The 23,313-nt window shown below is 70.8% G+C and carries 18 protein-coding genes and 1 tRNA gene; 18 read left to right on the top strand and 1 reads right to left on the bottom strand.

Going from position 1 to position 23,313, the window contains the following annotated elements; genetic code table 11:
* Window positions 1-309: 309 nt before the first annotated feature.
* From ACIGXP_RS10980 to ACIGXP_RS10935, 10 genes are all read left to right on the top strand, one after another.
* Window positions 310-393 (top strand) — tRNA-Leu (locus ACIGXP_RS10980).
* 345 nt (window positions 394-738) lie between these two features.
* Window positions 739-1,740, top strand: coding sequence for an ornithine cyclodeaminase (locus tag ACIGXP_RS10975; protein WP_399766661.1), 1,002 nt, complete (start codon window positions 739-741; stop codon window positions 1,738-1,740).
* A gap of 13 nt (window positions 1,741-1,753) precedes the next feature.
* Window positions 1,754-2,707 (top strand): 2,3-diaminopropionate biosynthesis protein SbnA, encoded by a 954-nt coding sequence (sbnA, locus tag ACIGXP_RS10970; RefSeq protein ID WP_399766658.1) that lies wholly within the window; start codon window positions 1,754-1,756, stop codon window positions 2,705-2,707.
* On the top strand, window positions 2,700-4,019 hold the full coding sequence (locus tag ACIGXP_RS10965; RefSeq protein ID WP_399766656.1) for a hypothetical protein: 1,320 nt from the start codon (window positions 2,700-2,702) through the stop codon (window positions 4,017-4,019). The genes sbnA and ACIGXP_RS10965 overlap by 8 nt, the downstream gene beginning before the upstream one ends.
* A 40-nt stretch (window positions 4,020-4,059) precedes the next feature.
* Entirely contained in the window at window positions 4,060-5,451 is a 1,392-nt protein-coding gene (locus ACIGXP_RS10960) for a hypothetical protein (protein ID WP_399766653.1), read from the top strand.
* A gap of 26 nt (window positions 5,452-5,477) precedes the next feature.
* Window positions 5,478-6,497, top strand: a complete 1,020-nt coding sequence (locus ACIGXP_RS10955) for a TauD/TfdA family dioxygenase (protein ID WP_399766651.1) — start codon at window positions 5,478-5,480, stop codon at window positions 6,495-6,497.
* 1 nt (window position 6,498) lies between these two features.
* Entirely contained in the window at window positions 6,499-9,483 is a 2,985-nt protein-coding gene (locus ACIGXP_RS10950) for an AMP-binding protein (protein WP_399766648.1), read from the top strand.
* Window positions 9,473-10,312: an alpha/beta fold hydrolase gene (locus ACIGXP_RS10945; protein ID WP_399766646.1), complete on the top strand. Its 840-nt coding sequence runs from the start codon at window positions 9,473-9,475 to the stop codon at window positions 10,310-10,312. The genes ACIGXP_RS10950 and ACIGXP_RS10945 overlap by 11 nt, the downstream gene beginning before the upstream one ends.
* A gap of 25 nt (window positions 10,313-10,337) precedes the next feature.
* The gene (lat, locus tag ACIGXP_RS10940) at window positions 10,338-11,723 is read left to right on the top strand and encodes an L-lysine 6-transaminase (RefSeq protein ID WP_399766643.1); all 1,386 of its coding nucleotides are present in this window, start codon (window positions 10,338-10,340) and stop codon (window positions 11,721-11,723) included.
* Window positions 11,720-13,297, top strand: a complete 1,578-nt coding sequence (locus ACIGXP_RS10935) for an aldehyde dehydrogenase family protein (protein ID WP_399766639.1) — start codon at window positions 11,720-11,722, stop codon at window positions 13,295-13,297. Before lat ends, ACIGXP_RS10935 begins: the two co-directional genes overlap by 4 nt.
* A 22-nt stretch (window positions 13,298-13,319) precedes the next feature.
* Here the strand turns inward: ACIGXP_RS10935 and ACIGXP_RS10930 are convergent, their stop codons facing one another.
* Window positions 13,320-14,363, bottom strand: coding sequence for a LuxR family transcriptional regulator (locus ACIGXP_RS10930; RefSeq protein ID WP_363215801.1), 1,044 nt, complete (start codon window positions 14,361-14,363; stop codon window positions 13,320-13,322).
* 121 nt (window positions 14,364-14,484) lie between these two features.
* Between ACIGXP_RS10930 and ACIGXP_RS10925 the strand changes: the two genes are divergently transcribed.
* The 8 genes from ACIGXP_RS10925 to ACIGXP_RS10890 all read left to right on the top strand — a co-directional run bounded on the left by ACIGXP_RS10925 (window position 14,485) and on the right by ACIGXP_RS10890 (window position 23,307).
* Entirely contained in the window at window positions 14,485-14,637 is a 153-nt protein-coding gene (locus ACIGXP_RS10925) for a hypothetical protein (RefSeq protein ID WP_363215802.1), read from the top strand.
* The gene (locus ACIGXP_RS10920) at window positions 14,634-15,875 is read left to right on the top strand and encodes an MFS transporter (protein WP_399766635.1); all 1,242 of its coding nucleotides are present in this window, start codon (window positions 14,634-14,636) and stop codon (window positions 15,873-15,875) included. Before ACIGXP_RS10925 ends, ACIGXP_RS10920 begins: the two co-directional genes overlap by 4 nt.
* Before the next feature lie 93 nt (window positions 15,876-15,968).
* A complete protein-coding gene (gene gntD / locus ACIGXP_RS10915; RefSeq protein ID WP_399766632.1) occupies window positions 15,969-16,967 on the top strand; it encodes a guanitoxin biosynthesis L-enduracididine beta-hydroxylase GntD in 999 nt (332 codons plus the stop codon).
* Window positions 16,968-17,003: 36 nt separating this feature from the next.
* The gene (locus ACIGXP_RS10910) at window positions 17,004-18,875 is read left to right on the top strand and encodes an amino acid adenylation domain-containing protein (protein WP_399766629.1); all 1,872 of its coding nucleotides are present in this window, start codon (window positions 17,004-17,006) and stop codon (window positions 18,873-18,875) included.
* Window positions 18,876-18,884: 9 nt separating this feature from the next.
* On the top strand, window positions 18,885-20,246 hold the full coding sequence (locus ACIGXP_RS10905; protein WP_399766626.1) for a condensation domain-containing protein: 1,362 nt from the start codon (window positions 18,885-18,887) through the stop codon (window positions 20,244-20,246).
* Window positions 20,247-20,273: 27 nt separating this feature from the next.
* Window positions 20,274-21,383, top strand: a complete 1,110-nt coding sequence (gene vioD / locus ACIGXP_RS10900) for a capreomycidine synthase (RefSeq protein WP_399766623.1) — start codon at window positions 20,274-20,276, stop codon at window positions 21,381-21,383.
* Window positions 21,384-21,394: 11 nt separating this feature from the next.
* Entirely contained in the window at window positions 21,395-22,270 is an 876-nt protein-coding gene (locus ACIGXP_RS10895; RefSeq protein WP_399766620.1) for a RimK family alpha-L-glutamate ligase, read from the top strand.
* 83 nt (window positions 22,271-22,353) lie between these two features.
* A complete protein-coding gene (locus ACIGXP_RS10890) occupies window positions 22,354-23,307 on the top strand; it encodes a hypothetical protein (RefSeq protein ID WP_363215809.1) in 954 nt (317 codons plus the stop codon).
* Window positions 23,308-23,313: the final 6 nt, after the last annotated feature.

Genomic DNA, 23,313 nt, shown 5'->3' with positions numbered 1-23,313 from the left:
GCTGCCATGGATCGTAGAGGCGGGCGAAGACCAGTGTCCCGCACCCTGCTGTGGACCCGACCCGCCTCCTGGGGAGATACCCGGGACCGGTACGAGGTTGATACGTGAAGCAGGTCTCCCTGAGACGTGGGGGACGGTGCGGGCCTTGGACGCGGGGCGGCTGCGGGGCCGCGGGCGTGCGCGGCGGGTGCGGGGTGCCGCCGGGTGGTGGGCCGGAAGGGATGTGAACCCACCCCGTACGACGTGCTAATGTTCTGGGTGTCGGAAGGGGCCAGCCCGAAAGGGCCGGAACCGGAAGACACACCCAATGCGCGGGTGGCGGAATAGGCAGACGCGCTGGATTCAGGTTCCAGTGCCCGCAAGGGCGTGGGGGTTCAACTCCCCCCTCGCGCACAGAGAGAAACCGACGAAACGGGTCTCTGCTGGTGACGAAAGTCACCGCAGGGGCCCGTTTCTCGTTGTGTCCGGGTTTGTGAGGGATCGCACAGCCTGGCCCCGCCTGCCCGGCTCATGCGTGCCCCCCGGCCCGCCGGTGCTCATGTTCTTGCCTTGCACGTTGGTGCCCGTTGGAAGGCATGGACGGTTCTCCGGGCCAACGGAAAGAGTGTCCCCGTAGATGGAGAGCGAAATCCAGGGGGCAAGTTGATGTCAGAGCAAGTCGCGCAAAGGGACGTGTGCCCAAGCGCTGCTGAGCCGTACCAGGATTCCGGCGAACTTCTTTATCTGACCCGGACCGACGTGGCACTGGCGCTGAATGAGATCGACCCCGTCGCGGTCGCTGCGGACACCTTGCGGGCCCATGCGCGAGGGCAGACGGTCGTCCCCGACGAGGGCTATCTGGGCTGGGTCACATCGGATGGACACAGTGCCCGCAGCCTGAACATGCCGGGCCTGGTCGAGGGTTCCCCGCGAGCGGTCGGAACGAAGATAATCAACGCGTCCCTCGGAAATGCCGGCCGGGGAATTCCGCGCGCCGACGGTCTGACGCTGCTCTTCGATCCGGAGACCGCGCACCCTTACGCCATGATGGACGCCGCACTCATCAGCGCCACGCGTACGGCGGCGGTCTCCGCGGCCGCGATCGAGACCTTCACGGTCCGCCCGGTGCGGCACCTCGCGCTCGTCGGCTGCGGAGTGCAGGCCGACACCCACCTCAGGCTGCTGCTTCCCCGGCTCGCCGACCTGACAGGCGTCCGGGTGCAGGACCGGGACCCCGCGGCGGCCGCCGCCTTCGCCGAGCGCCACCGGGAGGCCGCGGACCGGTACGGGGTCCGCATCACGGTCGAGGCCGATCCGCGCGCGGCCGTCCAGGGCGCCGACGTGGTCATCCCGGTGACGACGGTGACGGACGGCTACATCCGGTACGACTGGCTCAGCCAGGGTGCCGTCGTGGTCCACGTCTCCCTCGACGACCTGCTTCCCGAGGTCGTGCTGCGCGCCTCCCGGGTCGTGGTGGACGACTGGAACCTGGTTCGGGCCGACTCCCGGCGGTTGCTGGGGCGCATGTACCGCGACGGCCTGCTCCACGGTCCCGGGGAGCCGCCCGCCGGCCCCGGCTCGCGCGCGGTGGACGGCGAGCTGGGCTCCTACCTCCTCGACGCGACCGGGCCGGGCATCCCGCCGGCGGACGGCGTGACCGTGGTGAACCCCTTCGGCATGTCCGTCCAGGACGTCGCCCTGGCTCACCGGGTCGTGGCGGTCGCGCGAAAGTTGGGCCTCGGCATGCGGCTGCCCAGGTGATGGTGGAAAACTCGTGATCAACAACTCAATCGCCGAAGCGGTCGGAAACACCCCGGTGGTGCGCCTCGGCCGGCTCTTCTCGGCGGAGTCCTTCGACGTTCTCGCCAAGCTGGAATATCTGAATCCGCTGGGCAGCATGAAAGACCGGGCGGCCCGCCATGTCATTGAAAGCTGGCTGGCCGATGGCACCCTGAAACCGGGAAGCCATCTGGTGGAAAGCTCCTCCGGGAACTTCGGTATCGCTCTCTCGGCACTCGCACCCCTTTATGACCTGAGTGTCACCTGTGTGCTCGACCCCAATGTCTCCTCGGTCAACCTGAAAATCCTTTCCGACCTCGGTGCGCGGATCGACATGGTCTCGCAGCGGGATCGCATGGGCGGATATCTGGAAACCCGGATCGCCCGTGTCCGCGACATCGTCGAACGCGACCCGAAGGCCGTCTGGGTCAATCAGTACGCGAACGACCTGTGCTGGCAGGCCCACTACCGGCACACGGCGAACGAGATCCTCGAACAGGTCACCGGAACCGTCGACGTACTGGTCGCCGCGGTGAGCACGACCGCCACGCTGCAAGGGCTCGCCCGTCGTCTGCGAGAGCGATGGCCGGCGCTGCGCACGGTCGCGGTCGACGCGCGCGGATCCGTCGTCTTCGGCGGGGCTCCCGGACCTCGTCGCCTCCCGGGCCACGGTTCGAGCATGGCGCCGGAGCTGGCGTCCCGGTTCCGTCCCGACGACGTCGTGTACGTGGGCGAGGACGAGGCCGTGGCCGGCTGCCGTGCGCTGCTGCGCAGCGAAGGCATCCTCGCCGGCGCCTCCTCGGGCGCGGTGGTCAGCGCCATCGGTGCGATCGCCCCGGGGCTCCCGCCCGGAACCCGGGTGCTCACGCTCTTCGCCGACCGCGGTGAACGCTACATGGACCTGGTCTACGGCCAGGTCCCCGTGCCCGCCGGGAGCGTTCATGGCTGACCCGACGCCGCCCCCGTGGGCCGGCCCCGGCTTCGACGCCGCACGCCATGCCGACCGTCTCTCCGCAGCACTGCGGGGTCTTCCGTACGTCAGCGACGACAATCTCGCTCTGCACCCGGTCGTCGTCCCCCGTGCGGCGCACGACGGTTACTACGCCGTCGTGCAACGGTTCGTCCGGCTCCTGGAGCGCACCTGCTGGGAGGACGAGGCAGGCCCCTTCGACCTGTTGGAACGGCTCGGTGTCCCACGCGAACGGCACCGGCTGCTCACCCCAGACCCGCGCGAGCGTGCCTGGGCGGCCTGCATGTCCCGCACGGACGCCGTCCTCAGCGAGGGCCGGCTGCGCATCCTGGAGTGCAACATCGGCGGAGCGATCGGGGGGCCGCCGCACGTCCGCATGATGACCGACTGCCACCGCGCGGCGTTCCGCGGCCCGGACGACTCACCCCTGTACGACGGGCCCGACCCGTTCGCGGTGCGTCATGAACTCTTCGCCCGCGCGCTCGCCGAGGCCGGCGACGAGGCGGGGGGTGTCGGACTGCTGGGCACCATGCGGGATCCCGACTACCCCGGCACCCGCTTCTTCGATCTGGAGGTGGAACACCTCCGCTCCGTCGGCGTGCCGGCCGAGTTCCTCGAGCCGGAGCAGTTGGTCACGTCGGACGGCGGAGTACGCCGCCCGGTCGTACTGAGTCACTTCATGCAGCTCGACTGGGACCGCCTGGGCGTCGATCTGGCCCCGGTGGCCGAGGCGGTGCGCCGCGGTGCCCTGCTGCTCGCCCCCGAATCCGCGTTCCTCCTGCAGAACAAGACGGTTCTGGCATGGATGTCACAGGGGCGGCCCTGGATGACCGATGACGAACGCGCCTTCGTCGACCGTCATCTGCCGTGGACCCGGGTGGTCGCCGACGAGGAGGTCCGCTACCGGGGCGGCACTTGGCAGCTGCCCCTGCTGCTGCGGTCCCGCCGGGACGACTTCGTGCTCAAGCCGGTCTCCGACTACGGCGGCCACGGGGTGGTGATCGGCTGTGAGGCGACGGACGGGGAGTGGCGCAAGCGCGTGGACGAGGCGCTCCAGGGCGGCGGCCACGTGGTGCAGGAGTTCGTGCGCCAGGACTCGGTGGTCGTGAGCCACTACCGGCGCTCCGCGTCCCGGCGCCGGGAGGTGTCGGTCCGGCCCGTCTACGGATTCAACGTCTTCGACGGCAAGCCCGCGGGCTGTCTGGTCCGGCACGCCCCGGACGACGCGGGAGGAGTCGTCAACGCCGGTCTCGGCGCGTCGATCAACGTCTTGATGCACCCCGCCGGCTGACCGGCGCGCATGCCGTGCACGGCAACTCATGGAGGACCTGATGAACTTCATCGCGACAGACGTCGCGCGCACCGTCGACGAGGCACTGCTGGGCTCGGCACCGGCACGACGGGACAGTTGTGAGCGGGCCGCACGCCTCGACCGGCACATGGGGGCGACGGACGAAGGCGCCGAAGGGATGTACCGGCACCCGGCCGCGCCGGTCCCGCTACGTCCCGTGCTGCTCACGCAGCGGGCGGCCGCCGGCATGGTCGCCGCGACGCGACGCCTGGTGCGGCTCATCGCCGCGGTGGGCGACCGGCGGGCGCCGGACTTCCCCACTCTCGTGGAGCGGCTCGGCTACCGGGTGCCGCCGTGCAGCGTGCTCACCGACCGGCCGTCGTGGAATCGCTGGGCGTTCGCCATGGCGCGGCCGGACATCGTGGTCAGCGGCGGGCGGCCCTGGTTCGTGGAGTGCAACCTCGACAGCGCCGTGGCGGGCATCGAGCACCTGTCGGCCATCGACGGCTTCTACTGGCGCGAGCCGACGTTCGCACCAGTCGCCCGGGCGCTGCGCATGTCGTCGATGGACAACTTCGGCCCCCGCCGGGACGTCGTGGCCGCGGCCGCGCGCGCCCGGGGCGCCACCCGGCCCACAGTAGCCCTTCTCGGCCACCGGCGCGGCCCGGGGTTCGGCGGCGAGGAGTACTTCGAGGACGTCGTCAACGACTTCGCACGCCATGGGACGCCGTGCGTCTTCGCCGTACCGGACGAGCTGGAACACGGCCCGGCGGGGCTGGAGTTCCAGGGGATCCCGCTCGATGTGGCGCTGCGCATGTTCACCATCGTCAACGCGCACGAGGACCCGCTGGACGTCACCGCGATGCGCGAGGCGGTTCACCGTGACACCACGCTCGTCCTCGCGCCGGAGGCGGGCGGCGTGTACACGAACAAGAAGCTGCTCGCCTGGCTCAGCGAGGACGCGGCCCATCTGTCCAGCGGGGACCGTGCCTTCGTCCGGCGCACCGTGCCGTGGACCCGTGAGGTCGCGGACACGCGGGTGGAATGGCAGGACGGCCATACGGGTCTGCTGGACCTTCTGCTGAAGGAACGGGCTCGCTTCGTGCTCAAGCCGGCCGACCTGTTCGGTGCCCGCGGCGTCGTCGCCGGGCGGGAGACCTCCGACTCCGAGTGGCACGACGCGGTCGCGGACGCGCTGGCCGACGGCCATTACATCGCACAGGAATTCCATCGCCCGGACACGTTCATGCAGCCGGTCCGGCAGCCCGGATCGGAGGAGCCGGACATCGTTCCGACCACCGGGGTGTTCAGCCCGCTGGTGATGGGCGGAAAGGGATCCGGAATTCTCGTGCGGCAGAGCGCCGACCCCGGAGCCACGATCATCAACACCCCACGCGGAGGCGTGATGAACACTGCTTTTGTTTGCCCGTAAAAAACACTTGGAAAGGAGGAAGAGTTATGGCACTGAACAAGTTCGCCAGTCTTGTGGCGCAGTCGGCCGACACGGTGGGTGAGGTTTCCCCGGTCCGTCGGACGACCTACAACGAGCAGGCGCTCCCCCTGGTCGTCGAGGCGGCGCCGGACACGGACCTGATCGCTTGGATCTCGGAGAACCGGGAGGACCTCCGGGCCGAACTGCACCGACACGGCGCTCTGTTGTTCCGGTCCCCGGTCCGGCCGGACTTCGATTCGCTCGTGAACGCGTTCGGCGGCCGGCCTGTCGACTACCAGGGCGGCGCTGCCATCCGTAGCCGTGTGAACCAGAACACCTACACGGCAAGCGAGTATCCGGAGGAGCTGGATATCCGCCTGCACAGCGAGTTCTGCTACTCCAACGACTGGCCGATGCTGCTCTTCTTTCAGTGCGACATCGCTCCGGTGGACCGCGGCCAGACCCCCATCGCGGACAACCGGAAAATCTTCCGGGAAATTCCGGAAGAGATCCGGAAAGAATTCACCGAGCGTGGGCTGATGTATGTACGGGGATACGGATACAACCGGACCTGGCAGCGCTCGTACGAGACGGACGACCGCAAGGCGGTCGAAGATCTGTGCGCGCGTGAGGGACGCCGTGTCGAGTGGATCGGCTCAGATCGCCTGCGCACCTATGAGAAGCGCGCGGCCACGGCCGTCCACCCGTACACCGGTGAAGAGGTGTGGTTCAACTACGCCCACGGATTCCACATCTCCCGCATGGACAGCGGTATCCGCGAAGCGCTGTCGACCTCCCCGGACGACTCCGACGAACAGCTGTGGCCCAACAACGTCTTCTGGGGCGACGGTTCCGAGATCGATGCCGAGGTCATAGCGATCGTCAACGACGTCGTGGAGCGGAACTCGGTCCAGTTCGACTGGGAGGTGGGCGACACCCTCGTCGTCGACAACATGCTCGCCGCCCACGGTCGCCGCCCCTTCAGCGGGCCGCGCCGCATCCTGCTCAAGACCGCCGAATCCTACCTCTCGCTGCGAAAGGACTGAGATGTCGAACGAGACGGGCAACCCGCACGCCCCGGCCGGCGAGGACAAGCCGGCCCGGCTGCACGAACTCAGTCCCTTTCAGCAGGCCGCCCTCGGCCGCGCGGACCGGGAGCTGCTTCTCCACGTACGGGTACCGGGTGCCGGCACGACCGGCCTGCGCGACGCCCTGTACCGGGCCCTGTCCGCGAATCCGGCGCTGACCGGAGACCACGAGTGGGTCGACGGCGCGACCCAGCCGCTGCAGCGCGGTCAGAAGGTGCACCGGCAGGCATTGCCCGACGGCTCCGGATGGGAACTGACCGGCGGGACCCTGCGGATCACCGTCACCGGCGGCTGGGACGGGCCGGAAGTCCGTATCGCGTGCGGCGCGGGTTTCGCCGACACCCGGTCGATCGGCATGCTGTTGGCCGATGCTGCCAGCACCCTTGAGGGTGCGCCTGCCGCCGCCCTCGCCCGGCCCGACTACCTCGCCGTCGCCACGGCCCACCGGGCCATGATCCGCAAGGGGGAGCTGGCGGAGGAGGAGCGGTACTGGGCCCTGCGGCAACCGGACGGGCCGGGCCGTGCCACGGTGTGCGACGTGGTCCCCGGAAGCGCGGACGACGCTCCCGCGGACGGCGCCGGCGCGCGCCACCTGCTGGACCGGCGCACCGGCGAGCTGATGGCGAAAGCGGCCGCCGAGGCAGGATGTTCCGGCACGGACCTCGCCGGTTTCGCGCTCGCCGTCGTGCTGCGCCGGCTGGCCCTCGGCCATGCGTTCGCGGTCGCCGCGGACGCGCGGGAACTCATGGGGCTGGACACGGTCTGCGGCCCGCTGACCCAGGTGTTCCCCCTCGTCGAGGACATCGACCTCGGCCAGGGCGGCGCCGAGGCTCTGAGCCGGTGGCTGGTGCGGCTGGACGAGGCCCGTGCCATGCTCGGCGTTCCCGCCCTGCCCCACGGCACCGCACAGCCGGAACTGGTCTTCGACACCACCGGCGAGCCCGCTCTGCCGTCCGGCTGGTACCGGGTCGCGTGGCGGCACCCGCTCGGTGCCCGGTTCACCTGTTCCCTGCGCGAGGACGACGGCAGCGGGGGCGCCCTGCACATCGACGCCACCGGTCCCGCGCCCCGCAGCCGGCTCGACGCGCTGCTGAACGCCTGGGGCGGGCTGCTGGCCGATCTGGTCGCCAGACCGCAGACGCCCGTCGCGCAGCTGGCGCTCCTTCCTGCGGGCGCCCGGGAAGAGCTGACCGAGCGCATGGCGGCCTCGGCCCGGCACACCACGGCCGAGCCGCTCGGCGAACGGTTCATGCGGCACGTGCGGGACACTCCCGACGCCCTTGCCTGCCGCCAGGGCTCGCAGCGGGCCACCTACCGGCAGCTGGAACACCGGGTGTCCGCCGTGGCGGCGGCCCTGGGCGAGGTGCGCCCCGGCACGGTGGTGGGCGTCCTGGCCGAGGCCGAGCCCGATCTGCCGGCCGCGCTTCTCGCCGTGCACCGGCTGGGTGCGGTCTTCCTCCCGCTCTCGCCCCACGAGCCCCCCGCCCGCCTGGCCGACGCGGTCCGGCTCGCCGGAGCCACGGTCGTCCTGACCGGCCGTGGCACGCCCGACATCACCTGGCCCGACGGCTGCCGTGCCGTGGCGCTGGCCGACATCCCACAGACCGCGCAGGCCGTCGCCCCGGCGGCCGCCGTCCGGCCGCAGGACCCCGCCTATCTGCTGCGGACCTCCGGATCCACCGGCGTACCGAAGCTCGTGGAGATCAGCCGTGCGAGCCTCGACAACTACCTGCGCTGGTGCGCCGAGGAGCTCCTTTCCCGGCAGTCGGTCCTCCCGGTCCTGTCCAGCCCCGTCTTCGACGCGTCGCTGAAGCAGACCCTCGGCGTGCTGTACGGCGGTGGCTGCATCACCCTGCTGACGGCCGACCGACTCGACCTGGAGGCGGTCCGGGCCGAACTCGCCGCCCTGCAGCGTCCGATCAGCCTGAACTGTGTACCGAGCTACGCCTCCGCTCTGCTCACCGCGTTCGAGGCGGCACAGCCTCAGCCCCTGCCGTCGGTCCGGCGGTTCCTCCTCGGGGGTGAACCCCTCGACCCGTCCCTGGTACGCCGTATCGGCGCGCTGTTCCCCGAGGCGGAGATCTGGAACCTCTACGGACCGACCGAAACGACCGCCACCGCCACCGCGGGACGGGTGACGGAGGGCCGGACGATCAGCGTGGGCACGGCCGTGGCCGGCGCCGGCCTCGCCGTCGTCGACAGCCAGGGGCTGCCCCTGCCCCACGGCATCCGGGGCGAGGTGGCCATCGGTGGTCCCGGGGTCGGAGGCTATCGCGCCGCTCTCCCGGGGGAGTCCCCGTTCGGGCGGCTCGATCTCGGCGAACGCTCGTTCCCGGTGTACCGGACGGGTGACCTGGGCGTACTCGACGAGGGCGGTGCGCTGCGGGTGGCGGGCCGCCAGGACCACCAGGTCAAGCTCAACGGCTGGCGCATCGACCTGGGCGAGGTCGAACAGGTGGCCCTTGCCGCCGACGGCGTACGGGAGGCGGCAGTGGTACTGGACGACCGCGGGGACCCCTGTCTGCGGGCTTTCGTCACCGGAAACACCTCCTCGCACCTGGTCCTCGCGGCCTTCCAGCGGCATCTGCCGCGCCCGATGATCCCCGCCTCGGTCACCGTGCTGCCGGCGCTGGACACCCTGGTGAACGGCAAGGTCGACCGGAAGGCTCTGCTCGGGCGCGCCGAACGGTCCGAAGAGGCTGTTCCGGAGGAGTACGACACGTACGAGCGGATCGTCGCCACGGCCTGGCGGGAGATCGTCGGACAGGGCTGGCCACGGCCGGACGACGAGTTCTTCAACGCCGGCGGGCACTCACTGCTGCTGGCGCGACTGGTCAACCGGCTGCGCGCCGGCGGCCACGAGACGCTCTCGCTGCAGCAGGTCGTCGTCAGCCCGACGGTTGCGTCCATCGCCGCTCTGATCCGTACCGCCCATGCCGGCTGAACAGCTCACGCGGAGCCGGCGCACCCTGGTCCGGCTGCGCGGGACAACGGGCCGGCCGCTGCTCTTCGTCCACCCGTCGAGCGGCAGCGCCGGCGGCTTCCGCCGACTGCTGCCGCACCTTGCTCCCGGATACCCGGTCGCGGCGTTCGAGGCGACGGAACCGGGACCGCCGGACGAGTGCAGTGTGCGCCGGGTGGCCGAGTCGTACCTGGCAGAAGCGGCCGAGGCGGGGCTCGTCGAGGGGGCCGCACTCGTCGGCTGGTCCTTCGGGGGCGTCGTGGCCGTGGAGATGGCCCGGATCGCCGAGCGCGCGGGCCACCGCATCGGATCCGTGGTGCTGCTCGACAGCGCGACGCCGGATGTTCTGGCCACCCGGCCCCGCTCCGCGGTCCAGGAGTACGCGGGGCTCTTCGGGGCCGATCCCGAGGCGCTCCGGATCCCCGGGACGGAGGACAACCCGGAGCGGATCCTCGAGGCGGTGGCCGGCCTGCTGTCGCGGGAGTCCGGGATCGCCTACACCGCGGCGGACCTGCGGCCGTATGCCGAGGTCCACGCATGGCACGTACGTGCGCTGCAGACCGGCCCCGCGCCGGCTGCCTGTCAGGCGCCGGTCACCCTGTTGCGCGCGGCGCAGGAGAGCGCGTGGGGTGACGTGCCCGAGGACCTCGGCTGGTCCGCGCTGCTGGGGCGCCCCGTGCGCACCCGGTGGGTTCCCGGCACCCACCACTCGCTCACCGAGCAGCGTCACGCCGCCTCGCTCGCCGGCCTGTTGGAGGAGCTCGTGCAGTCCGGACCCCGGACGTGCGCGGACGGTCCGCCCGCTCCCTGACCAGACTTCTCGAAAGGATCGATCGATGCTGGACACCTCGCTGACGGAGACCAGTGCGCCCATGGGCGCTGCCGTCCGTCCGGAGAACGTGCACCGCACCCTCGGCCGCCACCTGCTGACCGACGGCTTCCCCTTCCCCCTGGACCTGGAGCGCAGCCGTGGGTCGTGGCTGGTCGACGCGAGCTCGGGGGAGAGCTACCTCGACATGTACACGTTCTTCGCTTCCAGTCCGCTGGGGCTCAATCCTCCGGAGATCGTCGAGGACGCGGACTTCATGGCGCAGCTGGCGGCCGTCGCGGTGAACAAACCCGCCAACTGCGACATGTACACCACGCACCTGGCGGAGTTCGTGGAGACCTTCGTGCGGGTGCTGGGGGACCCCGACCTTCCGCACCTGTTCTTCGTCGAGGGCGGTGCCCTCGCCGTGGAGAACGCGCTCAAGTGCGCCTTCGACTGGAAGAGCCGGCACAACGAGGCGCGTGGCCGTGCGGCCGGCCTCGGCACCAGGGCCATGCACCTCACCCGGGCCTTCCACGGCCGCAGCGGCTACACCATGTCCCTGACGAACACGGACCCGGACAAGACCGACCGCTTCCCTGTCTTCGACTGGCCGCGGATCGACGTACCCGCGATCCGCCACCCCCTGGACGCGCGGTCCCTCGCGGATCTGGAACAGGCGGAGCGCCGCGCGCTCGACCAGGCCGAGGCCGCCTTCCGCGCCCATCCGCACGACATCGCCTGCTTCATCGCCGAGCCCATCCAGGGCGAGGGCGGTGACAACCACATGCGCCCCGCCTTCCTCCAGGCCATGCAACGCATGTGCCACGACCACGACGCCCTCTTCGTCCTCGACGAGGTGCAGACCGGCGTCGGTGTGACCGGAAGCCCCTGGGCGTACCAGCAGCTGGGACTCGCCCCGGACGTCGTGGCCTTCTCCAAGAAGGCTCAGGTCGGCGGCATCATGGCTGGGCGCCGGGTGGACGAGGTCCCCGACAACGTCTTCCGGGTGAGCAGCCGGATCAGTTCCACCTGGGGCGGCAACCTCGTCGACATGGTCAGGTCGCGCCGCCTGCTGGAGGTCATCGAGCGCGACGGGCTGATCCCGCGCGCCAAGGTGCTCGGCGACCGCTTCCGCACGGGGCTGGAAGACCTCGCCCGCCGCCATCCCCGGCTGGTGACAGCGGCCCGGGGCCGGGGCCTGCTGTGCGCCTTCGACATGCCGACCAGTGAGCGGCGTGACGTGCTGCTGACCCGGCTGCGGGAGGAGGAGCGGGTTCTGATGCTGCCCGCCGGCCCCTTGGGCGTGCGTGTCCGTCCGTCGCTCGCCGTCCGTGCGGAGGAGCTGGATCTCGTGCTCGGAGCGCTCGACCGGGTGCTGCACCTCATGGACCGAGAGGAGGCGGCCGCATGACCACGCGTGTGACGCCGGTGGTGTCGTCGGTGGTCGCAGGGCGGGCGCCGTCCGCGGAACCGGAGACGGCCGAAGCCACCCTGTACCGGTCGGTCAATCCCGCGCGACTGGACGAGACCGTGGCCGAGGTGGCCCTGTCGCAGGCCAGGACGTTCGCCGAAGCCTGCTCGGCCGCCCGCGCCGCCCAGCGCCGGTGGGCCGATGTGCCGTCGCCGGTGCGCGGCAGGGTGGTGGCAGCCATGGGACGGCTGGTGGAGGCCAACAAGGAGAAGCTCGCCGCCCTGGTCACCCGGGAGATCGGCAAGCCGTACGCGGAAGCCCTGGGCGAGGTCCAGGAGATCGTCGACACCTGCGACTTCTTCCTCGGCGAAGGGAGGCGGCTGTACGGCCAGACGGTCCCGAGCGAGATGGCCGACAAGCAGCTCTTCACCTTCCGCGAGCCCGTCGGCGTGGTCTCCGTGATCACCGCCGGCAACTTCCCGGTGGCTGTGCCCGCCTGGTACATCGTGCCCGCCCTGCTGTGCGGCAACACGGTGGTCTGGAAGCCCGCTGAGTACGCCGCGGCCACTTCGGCGGCCCTGTTCGACCTGATGACACACGCGGGGGTGCCCCAGGGGGTGCTGAACCTGGTCTTCGCCGACGGCGAGCAGACCTGGCACGGTCTGGAACGGTCACTGGAGGCAGGAGACCTGGACAAGATCGGCTTCACCGGGTCGACCGCCGTGGGCAGCCGGATCGGCGCGCTGGCCGGCCGGTACCTGCAGAGTCCCTGCCTGGAGCTGGGCGGCAAGAACCCCCTGGTGGTCGCCGAGGACGCGGACCTGGACCTGGCCGTCCGCGGAGCTCTCTTCTCGGGCTTCGGCACCGCGGGGCAGCGCTGCACCTCGCTCGGTACGGTGCTCGTCCAGCGGACGGTGTACGACGAGTTCCTGCACCGGTTCTCCGAGGCCGTGGAGAACTGCCCGATCGGCGACCCCACGCAGGACGTTCTCTACGGTCCGCTGATCGATTCCAGGTTCGCGGAGCGCTTCGAGGGATTCCTGGACTGGCTCCAGCCGCATCACACCCCCCGCGGCTCGACCGCCCTGGGCCGCATCACGGCGTCCCAGCCCCGCAGGAACTTCCTGGGCGACGCCGACGCAGGCCTCTTCTACCACCCGACCATCGTTCAGGGCGTCCGTCCGGGCGACCGTGTCTTCCAGGAAGAGACGTTCGGTCCTCTGGTGGGGGTGATGCCGTACGACCACCTCGACGAGGCCGTAGAACTGGCGAACGCCCCCGGCTACGGGCTCTCCGCCGCGATCTACACGAGCGACGCGGCAGCCGCCTTCCGGTTCCGCCGGGGGGTACGGGCCGGGATGGTCAGCGTCAACAACTCCACCTCGGGGGCCGAGGCGCACCTGCCGTTCGGCGGGAACGGCCGCTCCGGCAACGGCTCTCGGCAGTCGGGTATGTGGGTGATCGACCAGTTCACCCGCTGGCAGGCCCTGAACTGGGACTACTCGGGGACTCTGCAGCGGGCTCAGATGGACGTGCCGACCATCGCCGGTGATCAGGACTTCAGGCTGGGCTGAGGCGGGCGCACGCGGAGGCGCGCTACGGCTTTCCGGACGACGGTGCACTGCCCGCCGGGCGCTGGCTGCCCATCAGCCAGCCCAGCTGGAAGCGGCTCTCCGCGCCCATCTCCTGCATGATCACGGCGATGTGCTTGCGCAGGGTGCGGACGGACATGCCGAGGCGCCGGGCGGCGACCTCGTCCTTGACGCCGTCGGCGAGGATGTCGACGATCCGGGAGTGGATCTCCTCGGAGTGGGCGCGGGCATTGAGGTAGCCGTCCGCGGTTCCGCTGTAGGACTCCGCGCCGCTCCAGACCCGGTCGAAGACACCGCACAGGAACTCGACCAGCGCGGGCTGCCGTACGACGACGGCCTCCGTCGGCCGGTCGGGTACCGCCACAAAGCACAGCTTCCGATCAAAGATGATCATCCGCTCGAAGAACTCGGAGAGCGTGCGCACCTCCGCGCCGACGCGTGTGACCTGCTCGACGTACAGCTGTGTGGGCGGGTCGAAGCGAGTGGTGTGCTGGTACAGCATGCGCATCCGGACGCCACGGCGCAGTAGTTCCAGATCCCGGGGCAGGGCCTCGTCGAGCACGTTGGCCGACTGCGCCCCACCTGGCTGAGCCGCGAGTACCTCCCGCTCGCAGTCCCGGGCGGCCACGGCGATGTGCGACAGCACGATGTCGAGGTCCCGGATCCACTGCACCGAGCAACTGTCCTGGTCGTCACGGCTGTTGTCCGTGAAAGCGGCCGTCAGCTCGGCCAGCCCGGCCCGGAACGAGTCGACCTCGCGCTGCTGCTGCCGGACCGCCAGCTCGGCCGGTGCCAGCACATGTGCGGCCGCGAGCCGGGGGTCCGCGGCGACGACCGTGCCCTCGCCGTCCTCGTCGGCGCGCAGGAGCCGCATGGCCAGCAGGTCCGCGACAAGGGCGTCGCTCTCCTCCCGGCTCAGACCCGTGTCGCGCGCCAGCAGTGCCACGTCGGACCGCTCGCGGTGCAGTACCGCGCGGTAGACGGCCGCATGGCTGTCGCTCCACCCGTCGAAGGGGAACGCCCCGTTTCCCCCGTTTGCTCCCCCCATAGGTGGCCCTCACATTCCTGACGTGCAGCTTCATGAAGATCAAAGACTGTGGCTCCGAGACTAGACGGTCGGTCAATGTTCCTTCGAGGCCACGAACCGATCGAATTTAACGGGGAAAGTCATGAACTTTCGTAATAAGTATCGTTCGCTGCTGATGGTTCCGGTGCTGGCCGCCGTGGCGCTGGGACTGGGGTGCTCTCACCCCACGACCGGACCGACGGCCGACCGGAGCGTCTCGGCGGCCGCCCTCGATCACACGGGCTGGGGCGGATGAGCAACTCGCCCCGGACGGGGCCCCGCACGGGAGTGACCGTACGGGACCCGCAGGCCGCGGTGCCGGGCACATGGCGGATCGTCGCGCCGTTCGGGGTCTCGTTCCTCGGCGACGGCTTGTCGACGGTCGCCCTGCCCCTGCTGGCGTTCCAGGCGTCCAGAGCGCCGTTCGCCGTGGGGCTGGTCGCCTTCTGCCGCAGCGTGCCCTGGGCGTTCTTCGCCCCGTTCGCCGGCGTGCTGGCCGACTACTGGGACCGCCGGCGGATGCTCGTGACCGCCAGCGCGCTGCGCTGCCTGCTCCTGCTGGCCGTCGCGGCCGCACTGGCGGCCGGCGGCCTGGGACTCGGCGCACTCGTGGTCGTGGCCGTCCTGCTCGGCGTGTGCGAAGTCGGCTACGACACGGCCGCGCAGACGGTACTGCCGTCCCTGGTCCCGGCCGACCGGCTCGGCTCGGCCAACGCCCGGCTCTCGGCGGTGGAAACGCTGAGCAGTCACCTGGCGGGACCGGCCCTGGCGGGCCTGCTGGCGGCGCTGACCCTCGGCCGGCTGACGGTCGGCACGGCAGCCGTCTACGCCGTCGCTCTGCTGCTGCTGAGCCGGTTGCGGAGCCCGCGCACGCCCCCGCCGGAGAACCCCAGGGTGCTGGCGGGAATCCGGGAGGGATTCGGCTTCCTGTGGAGTCACCGCCCCCTTCGCACCCTGACGTGGAGCACAGCGCTCGGCGCGACGGCCTACACCGGCTGGTTCGCCCAGTTCACGCTCTACGCCGTCAGCCCCGGGCCGATGGGGCTGTCGTCCCGGGCCTTCGGTGTCGTACTCGCCGTGTCCGCGGTGGGAAGCCTGGGGGCCGCCCTGATCGTTCCCCGGCTGCAGCGGGCCGTGCCGACACGGTTCGTCCTCGTGCTCAGCAGTGTGCTGGTGGTGGTGGGGCTGCTGCTGCCCGTGGCCGGGCGTGCGCCCGCGTTCGCGACGGCCGGTCTGTCCGTGTACGGGGCCGCCGTCGTCCTGTGGAACGTGGCCAGCGTCACGTACCGGCAGCAGGAAGTCCCCGCCCACCTCCTGGGACGCGTCACCGCCGCCTACCGCACAGTGGCCTGGGGGGCCGCGCCCCTCGGCGCCCTGGCCGGAGGCGCGCTGGGCCAGTTCCTGGGCCTGAACACGTGCCTGATCACACTCGCCGCCCTTCCGCTCCTGCAACTGCCCGCCCTGTTCCGGTTCCCGCGGCTCGCGGCCCGCTAGGGGCGTCTCCCTCCCGGCTCACGCAGCACAGCCGGGCAGCGGTTCGCCCACCACCCATTTCCTTCGTTCGTCCCACCCTGCTTTGGAGGACTCATGCACAAGCTCGTTCTCGACTCCGCCGAGCTGGCCGCCGTCAACGCACTCGCCCGTCGCTCACTGGACCGGTACGGTTCCCCGGTCGACCCCGGGTTCCTCGTCGACGCCGCTGCGATCGCCGCCGAACTGCCCTCCTCCGTCCACCACTTCCTCAACCGGTACCGCCGCGAGGAGCACGGCGTCTGTGTCATCGGCGGCCACGACGTCGACGACGCGGCCATCGGACCGACCCCGGAGCACTGGAACAGCACGGGCGACCCGGAGCGCACCGCCGTCTTCGAGACCCGCATGGTGCTGTACTCCGCCGTCCTGGGCGAGGCGTTCGGCTGGGCCACCCAGCAGGACGGACGGGTCATCCACGATGTGCTGCCCATCCGCGGCAACGAGCACAAGCAGCTCGGCTCGGCCAGCGAGGCCCTCATCGAATGGCACACCGAGGACGCCTTCCACCCGCTGCGCCCGGACTTCGTCATGCTGGCCTGTCTGCGCAATCCCGTCGGCGCGGCGACCACCGTCGCGGACGCGGCGGGCCTCGGCCTGGACGCCGAGGACGTGAAGATCCTCTTCGAGGAGCGCTTCGTCATCCAGCCCGACGAGTCCCATCTGCCCGCGAGCAACTCCGCCGAGCTCAGCGCCGACTTCGCCCGGATCGAGTCCATGCTGCAGCGGCCGACGCCGGTGGCCGTGCTGTACGGAGACCACGAGCGGCCGTACATCCGCGCGGACCGGTACTTCTGGTCGGCGGTCGAGGGGGACGACCGGGCCGCCGAAGCCCTCGCGAACCTCACCCGGGCGCTGGACGCCCGGCTCCAGGACGTCACGCTCACACCGGGTGACTACTGCTTCATCGACAACCACGTGGTCGTGCACGGACGCAAACCGTTCACCGCTCGCTACGACGGCACGGACCGCTGGCTGAAGCGCATCTGCATCACCCGGGACCTGCGCAGGTCCCGCGAGTCGCGCAGCAGTCTGCTGAGCCACGTCACGCACTGACCCGAGGACGCACGGAGAAAAGGAGACGGAGCAACCATGGTTGTGGGCGCGCACCGTCCTGACGAAGCACCGGACATCCTCGCTCGCTTCGGCGAACAGGTCCTACGGCGACCAGACGCCCTCGCGCTCGACGGCGGACCGGTCCGTCTGACGTACGGCGGACTCGACCGGGTCACCCGCGAGCTGGCCGACCGGTTCGCGGCCGCCGGCGTCCGCCCGGGTCACCGCGTGGGGTTCCTGTTCGGCTCCGGGCTCACCCTGGCCGCCGCGGCGGTGGCCGCCCTGCGGGCCCGTGCGGCCTTCCTCCCGCTGGACCGCAGGCAGCCACCGGGACAGCTCGCCGAGGTGGTCGAACGCGCGGAAGCGCAGCTGGTCGTCTGCGATCACTCGACGGAGGCACTCGTCCCCGCCGGCTGCCACAAGCTCGTCCTCTCCCTCCCGGGGGAGCGACCGCAAGCGCCGGCCGCACCGGACCCGTCCGCGATGCCCGCCCCCGAGCCCGAGGACCTCGCCTACGTCTTCCACACCTCCGGCTCCACCGGCCGGCCCAAGGGAGTCGCCGTGGGCTACCGCGAACTCTCCTCCTTCAGTACGGCGTTCGCCGACAAGGTGGGCCTGCGCTGCGACGACGTGGTCCTCCAGGCGGCCGCCCTGGGATTCGACGTCGTCATCGAGGAGATCTTCCCAGCCCTCGCCACCGGAGCGACGGTCGCCTTCGCGCCGACGGACGACCCCCTCGCCCCGGAAGAGCTGAGCGAACTGATGGAACGGCGCGGGGTGACCTCCGTCGAACTGGCGACGGCCTACTGGCACGAATGGGTGCGCCACCTGGTCGCGCAGGGACGACGGCCCCCGCGAGCCCTGCGCAGAGTGCTCGTCGGCAGCGACCGGCTCGACCGGGAGCTGGTCGGTCAGTGGCTGAGCTGGGGCGTTCCCCTGCTTCATGTGTACGGCACCACCGAGAGCGTCGTGACCAACACCGTCCACACCGTGGACGAGGAAGCCGTGACGGCGCCGGACCGACCGGTACCGGTGGGGACTGCCCTGGCGCACTGCGCCGTCCACATCCTCGACGAGGAGCAGCGGCCCGTGGCGGCCGGGGACACGGGTGAGATCGCGATCAGCGGATCCTTGGCCCGCGGTTATCTGGGGGCACCCGAGCTCACCCGCGACCGTTTCGTGGAGATCTCGCCCGGCGAGGGCGCCGGTCCGCTGCGGGTGTACCTCACCGGCGACCGCGGGCGACTGCGCCCGGACGGAGCGCTGGAGTTCCTCGGCCGCGAGGACGCACAGATCAAGATCCATGGATACCGGCTCGAACTGGGACACGTCGAGACCGTCCTGGAACGGGTCGGCTGGGTCGAGCGGGCCGTCGTCGTCAAGACGACCCGGGGAGAGACCGCACAGCTGGTGGGCTTCGTGAAGACGACCGGGACCCCGCCCGCCGCTCCGCCGGACGGCGAACTCACCCCGGAACAGACCGCCGAACTGCGCGCCCACTGCCGGAACGAGCTGCCGGCGCACGCCGTACCGGCGCGTTTCCTGCGCGTCGGCACCTTCCCGCTCACCGTGAACGGCAAGGTCGACCGCGTCGGGCTCGCCACGACGGCCGAAACGGCTGGGCCCCGGACCCCGCCCGCCGCAGCCGTGGCCCAGGACCCGGTGTGCGCCGCGGTCCTGCACACATGGCAGGAAGTGCTGGGTACGACGGACCTCGACGCCGGCCGGGGATTCATCGCGCAGGGCGGCAGTTCGCTCGCCGCGATGCGCGTGATCACCAGACTGCGCGCCCGATTCGGCGTGCCCGTCCCGCTCTCGGTGTTCCTGCGTTCCGGGTCCGCACACGAGGTCGCCCGGTACATCGGCGACCGCCTTCCCAGTCCCTCGCCCTCCGGAGCCAGGAGCTAGCCGACCGCCATGACCACCCGTGCGGAACAACTCTCGACCATGCAGGAACGGCTCTGGTTCCTGTGGCAGCTCGATCCCTCGGCGACCCACTACAACATCACCTTCGGCTGGCGCGTCACCGGCCGCAAGACACCGGCCGTCGCACAGGCAGCCCGTACGCTGCTCACCCGGCACCGCGTGCTGCGCGGCGCCTACCGGAGCGACGAGCAGGGCACGCCTCAGCGCGTGACGCTGCGCCCCGACGAGGTCCCCGTCCGGTACCTGGCGCTGACCGGTGACGACGACCGAGCGGCCCGTACCGTCCAGGAACTCGTCACCGAGATGCATCGCACCCCCTTCGACCTGGACAAGGGATCAGCCAGGTGTCTGATCGCCGAAGAGCCGGGCGGCACGACGAGCGTGGTGTGGACGTGCCACCACATCGCCGTGGACGCCTGGTCCATCGGAGTGCTCAGGGACGAGCTCTGCACCCTGCTCGACGGCGAGGCCACCGGACTTCCGGACCAGCCGGCCCAGTACGAGGACTTCGTGGCCTGGGAGGAGGACGTGCGCCGCGGCCCCGACGCGGCCTCCGCCGTGTCCCGGCGGGCGCGGATCGCGACGGCGACACGACCCACCACCCCCTGGCCGCGGCTCCCCGGGCCCGGCCCCTCGGCCACGGCCGCCGGCGAGGCCCACGCCGTGATCGACGGCGCCGGCTTCCAGGCCCTGAGCCGGCTCGCCGCCACGGAGGGCGTCACCCTGTACGGGCTGGGACTGGCCGCCTGTGCCGTGGCGCTCGCCGAGTGGTGCGCCGCAAGCGAGGTGACGGTCGGAGCCAACATCGCCAAGCGGGCGTTCCCCGGCGGGGAGTCGGTCGTCGGCATGCTGGTGGACCCCCTCGTCCTGCGCCTGGCCGTTCATCGCGGCGCTCCGCTGCGGCGGACGGTGCAGGACGTCTGGGACCACTTCCTCGACCTGGTCGAACACTCCGACGCACCCCATGTGGACGTCCTGCGAGCAGCCGCGGACATGGGCGCCGACACCCGCGGGCCGCTCTTCGACGTCATCGTCACCTGCTCGGAGGAGGAGGTGACGGTCCAGCACGGGGCGGTCCGGCTCGACCCCTTGCCCGCGCCGGCACCGACCACGGTGAAATTCGGACTCAGTGTGGAGTTCGTGACCTCGCCCGGGCGGCTCCGCCTCCACGTGATCCATCCCGACTCCGGCCAGGAGGCCGCGCAGGTAGCCCGCTTCGTCGACCGGCTGACCGGCGTCCTGCGCGCCATGGCCGCCGAGGGCCTGGACACGCCCGTTCCTCCTCCACCCGTCCCGCGGCGTCCGGTCGGGCGCTTCGCCGGGCTCCTCGACACTCCGACGCCCCGCCCGTGAACGGCGCGCAACCCGAAGGGACCACCCATGCAGCTCCGACGCGCTCCACTAGAGGACTGGTTGCGCGACTCCTACTTCGACGCCCGGATCGACATCAGCTCCAGCGGCGTCGAACCCTACTCGATGGCCGAACTGTTCGAGCTGACCGGCCTGGAGCCCCGGCATCTCGCCGAGGTGACGTTCCGCGACAGCCGGTCCTGCGGCGCTCCCGAACTGCGTTCCGCGATCGCGCAGCGGTGGGGCGACGGTGACCCGAGCAGGGTCATGGTGACCCACGGCTCCGGCGAGGCCCAGTACATGGTGCTGACCACCCTGCTGCGGCCCGGCGACGAGGTCGTGGTCGTCGAGCCCGCCTACCACACCCTGGTGGGCATCGCCGAGGCCATCGGCTGCACCGTCGTACCGTGGCGCCTGCGGTTCGAGGACGGCTTCGTCCCCGACCTCGACGCACTGGCCTCCCTGGTCACCCCGAGGACCCGGGCCGTCATCGCCAACTTTCCGCACAACCCGACCGGGATCAGTGTCGACGCGCAGGCCCAGCGTCGCATCGTCGACATCGCCCGGGCTCACGGCGCCCACCTCATCTGGGACTCCGTCTTCGCGGACATGAGGTACGACGGACACCTGCCGGCCAATCCCGCCATGGAGTACGACCGCGCCATCAGCTTCGGCACCTTCTCCAAGGGACTGGGCCTGCCGGGACTGAGGGTCGGCTGGTGCTTCGCCCCCGAACCGCTCATCGACAAGCTCGTCGTGATGCGTGACTACACCACGCTCGCCCTGTCACCGCTGGTCGAACAGGTGGCCCTGCACGCCGTGCGCGGCGCGGACGCCCTGCTGGTGCCGAAGATGGAACTCGCGCGCAGGAACCTCTCCGTCCTCGACTCCTGGATGGCCGAGCACGACGAGAAGGCGGACTGGGTACGCCCGCACGGCGGTGTCGTGGCCTTCCCGCGGCTCCGCGGCGTCGACGACGAGCAGTTCTGCGACCGCCTGATGCGTGAGCACGGAGTGCTGCTGATCCCTGGCCGCTGCTTCGGCATGCCCGGCCACGTGCGGCTCGGATTCGGCGTTCCCACCGACCAACTGAGGGACGGGCTGGACCGCATGTCCCGACTGCTGGACGAGACCCGGTGAGGAGCCGCACCGTGACAGCCCGCAGCAGCCGTACCGTCGCCTGCGTCACCTGCACCCGCCTGCCCGGACTGTGCGAGGACGATCAGCCGCTCCTGTCCGCTCTGCGGTCGCGCGGCATCGAACCGGTCCCGGTGGCATGGGACGACCCCACGGTCGACTGGAGCGCCTTCCCCCTCGTCGTCGTGGTCTCGCCATGGGACTACCCGGACAGATCAGCCGAGTTCCTCGCCTGGTACGAGCGGGTCGCCTCCGTCACCACGATCGCGAACTCCCTGGACGCCGTGCGCGCGAACCATCACAAGAGGTATCTCGCGGATCTTGCGGCGGCAGGGGCTCCGGTGATCCCCACCGAGATCGTCGACGATCCCGGACACGCCCGGGCCGTCGCCCGCCGTCACGGCTGGGCCGACGCCGTGGTGAAACCCGCGACCGCCCTGGGCGGACGCGGGGTCACCCTCCTGTCGGCCGTGTCCGCCACCTCGTTCGGAGACGCCCCGGGCAGCGGGGAATGGTGTCTGCAGCCGTTCCTGAGCAATGTCCGCGGCGAGGGCGAGATATCCGTCGTCCACATCGACGGCCGGCTGAGCCACGCGCTGGTGAAACGGCCTCCCGCAGGAGAGATCCGTGTGCACGAGGGATACGGCGGCACGCACGAGCCGTACCCGGTGACCGCCGAACTGGCCGAGGCCGCCGACGCGGTGATGGATGCCGCCGGCTGCCGTGACGAGCTGTACGCCAGGGTCGATCTGATCAGAGCCGACGACGGGCGGCTCCAGCTCGTCGAACTCGATGTGACCAGCCCTTGTCTCTTCTTCTGCCACCGGCCGGAGGCGGCCGCAGCCTTCGCCGAGGCCGTCGAGCTACGGCTCGTCCGCCAACCGGCCTGATCACAGCGTGTCCGCTCCGCCGCCGCAAAGACCGCGGACGATCTCCCCCGGCGGACGGCACTCCACGGAAGGTACGCATCACCATGGACCACACACCATTCCGCGCAGGCAGCGACCTGCTTTCCATGCGCCAGTTCGGAAGGGTCGAACTGGAGGCGTTGTTCGACCGTACGAGCCTCATCGCCAAACGGCCCCGCGAGGAGTCACTGCGCTCCCTGCCCGGGCGCGTCCTCGTCAGCGCCTTCTACCAGAACAGTACGCGTACCCGCCTCTCGCACGAGTCCGCGATGCTCCGCCTGGGCGGGCGTGTGACCGGCTTCGCCGACCCCTCATCGACCAGGGCGGGGGACTACTTCCAGGAGTCGATGGGCGACATCGCCACCATGCTCTCCTGCTACGGCGACGTCATAGTGGTCCGGCACCCGCAGACAGGAGCCGCCGAGACGTTCGCCGCGCATGCCGGAGTCCCGGTCATCAACGCCGGAGACGGCTGGGGCGAACATCCCACCCAGGCCATGGCCGACCTGTACACCGTCCGTGAGCACCATGGCGGGATGGACGGCACCACCTGGGTCCTGAGCGGCGATCTGAGGATGCGCACCATGCGATCGGTGCTGCTGGGACTGCGCCACTACGCGTGCCGCATCCTCCTGGTGCACCCGGACGACATGCGGCCGGACCCCGCGCTCATCGACGAGGTGACGGCGTCGGGTTGCGCGGTGGAGCGCGTGGAGTCCCTCGCCGCCGCACTGCCCAGCGCGGACGTCGTCTACCTGGAACCGGTGGTACAGCCCGACTACGAGGTCGGACGCCACCTTGCCACGGAGGGCAAACCGACGACCCCCGACACCTACCGGGTGACCCGCGAGCTGCTGGAGCGCACGGCCCGCCCCGAGCTGCTCGTCCTGCACTCCCTGCCCCGCCAGGACGAACTGGCGACCGACGTCGACACCACCCCGCACAACGGCTACTGGAGAGAGGCAGCCAACGCCGTTCACATCAGGATGGCACTGCTCGAGGAAATGCTCGGAGAGTAGGGCGAC

This window comes from Streptomyces sp. NPDC053069, from assembly GCF_044546895.1.
Lineage (GTDB): Bacteria > Actinomycetota > Actinomycetes > Streptomycetales > Streptomycetaceae > Streptomyces.
The sequence above is the reverse complement of the archived record's forward strand: the minus strand, read 5'-3'. Positions and strand labels throughout refer to the sequence as shown.

Coding starts and splice junctions, on each gene's coding strand:
- ACIGXP_RS10935 (WP_399766639.1), top strand. CDS start 11,720: ATGACCACGCGTGTGACGCCGGTGGTGTCGTCGGTGGTCGCAGGGCGG.
- gntD (WP_399766632.1), top strand. CDS start 15,969: ATGCACAAGCTCGTTCTCGACTCCGCCGAGCTGGCCGCCGTCAACGCA.
- ACIGXP_RS10950 (WP_399766648.1), top strand. CDS start 6,499: ATGTCGAACGAGACGGGCAACCCGCACGCCCCGGCCGGCGAGGACAAG.
- ACIGXP_RS10955 (WP_399766651.1), top strand. CDS start 5,478: ATGGCACTGAACAAGTTCGCCAGTCTTGTGGCGCAGTCGGCCGACACG.
- lat (WP_399766643.1), top strand. CDS start 10,338: ATGCTGGACACCTCGCTGACGGAGACCAGTGCGCCCATGGGCGCTGCC.
- ACIGXP_RS10945 (WP_399766646.1), top strand. CDS start 9,473: ATGCCGGCTGAACAGCTCACGCGGAGCCGGCGCACCCTGGTCCGGCTG.
- vioD (WP_399766623.1), top strand. CDS start 20,274: ATGCAGCTCCGACGCGCTCCACTAGAGGACTGGTTGCGCGACTCCTAC.
- ACIGXP_RS10920 (WP_399766635.1), top strand. CDS start 14,634: ATGAGCAACTCGCCCCGGACGGGGCCCCGCACGGGAGTGACCGTACGG.
- ACIGXP_RS10905 (WP_399766626.1), top strand. CDS start 18,885: ATGACCACCCGTGCGGAACAACTCTCGACCATGCAGGAACGGCTCTGG.
- ACIGXP_RS10960 (WP_399766653.1), top strand. CDS start 4,060: ATGAACTTCATCGCGACAGACGTCGCGCGCACCGTCGACGAGGCACTG.
- ACIGXP_RS10925 (WP_363215802.1), top strand. CDS start 14,485: ATGAACTTTCGTAATAAGTATCGTTCGCTGCTGATGGTTCCGGTGCTG.
- ACIGXP_RS10965 (WP_399766656.1), top strand. CDS start 2,700: ATGGCTGACCCGACGCCGCCCCCGTGGGCCGGCCCCGGCTTCGACGCC.
- ACIGXP_RS10890 (WP_363215809.1), top strand. CDS start 22,354: ATGGACCACACACCATTCCGCGCAGGCAGCGACCTGCTTTCCATGCGC.
- ACIGXP_RS10930 (WP_363215801.1), bottom strand. CDS start 14,363: ATGGGGGGAGCAAACGGGGGAAACGGGGCGTTCCCCTTCGACGGGTGG.
- ACIGXP_RS10910 (WP_399766629.1), top strand. CDS start 17,004: ATGGTTGTGGGCGCGCACCGTCCTGACGAAGCACCGGACATCCTCGCT.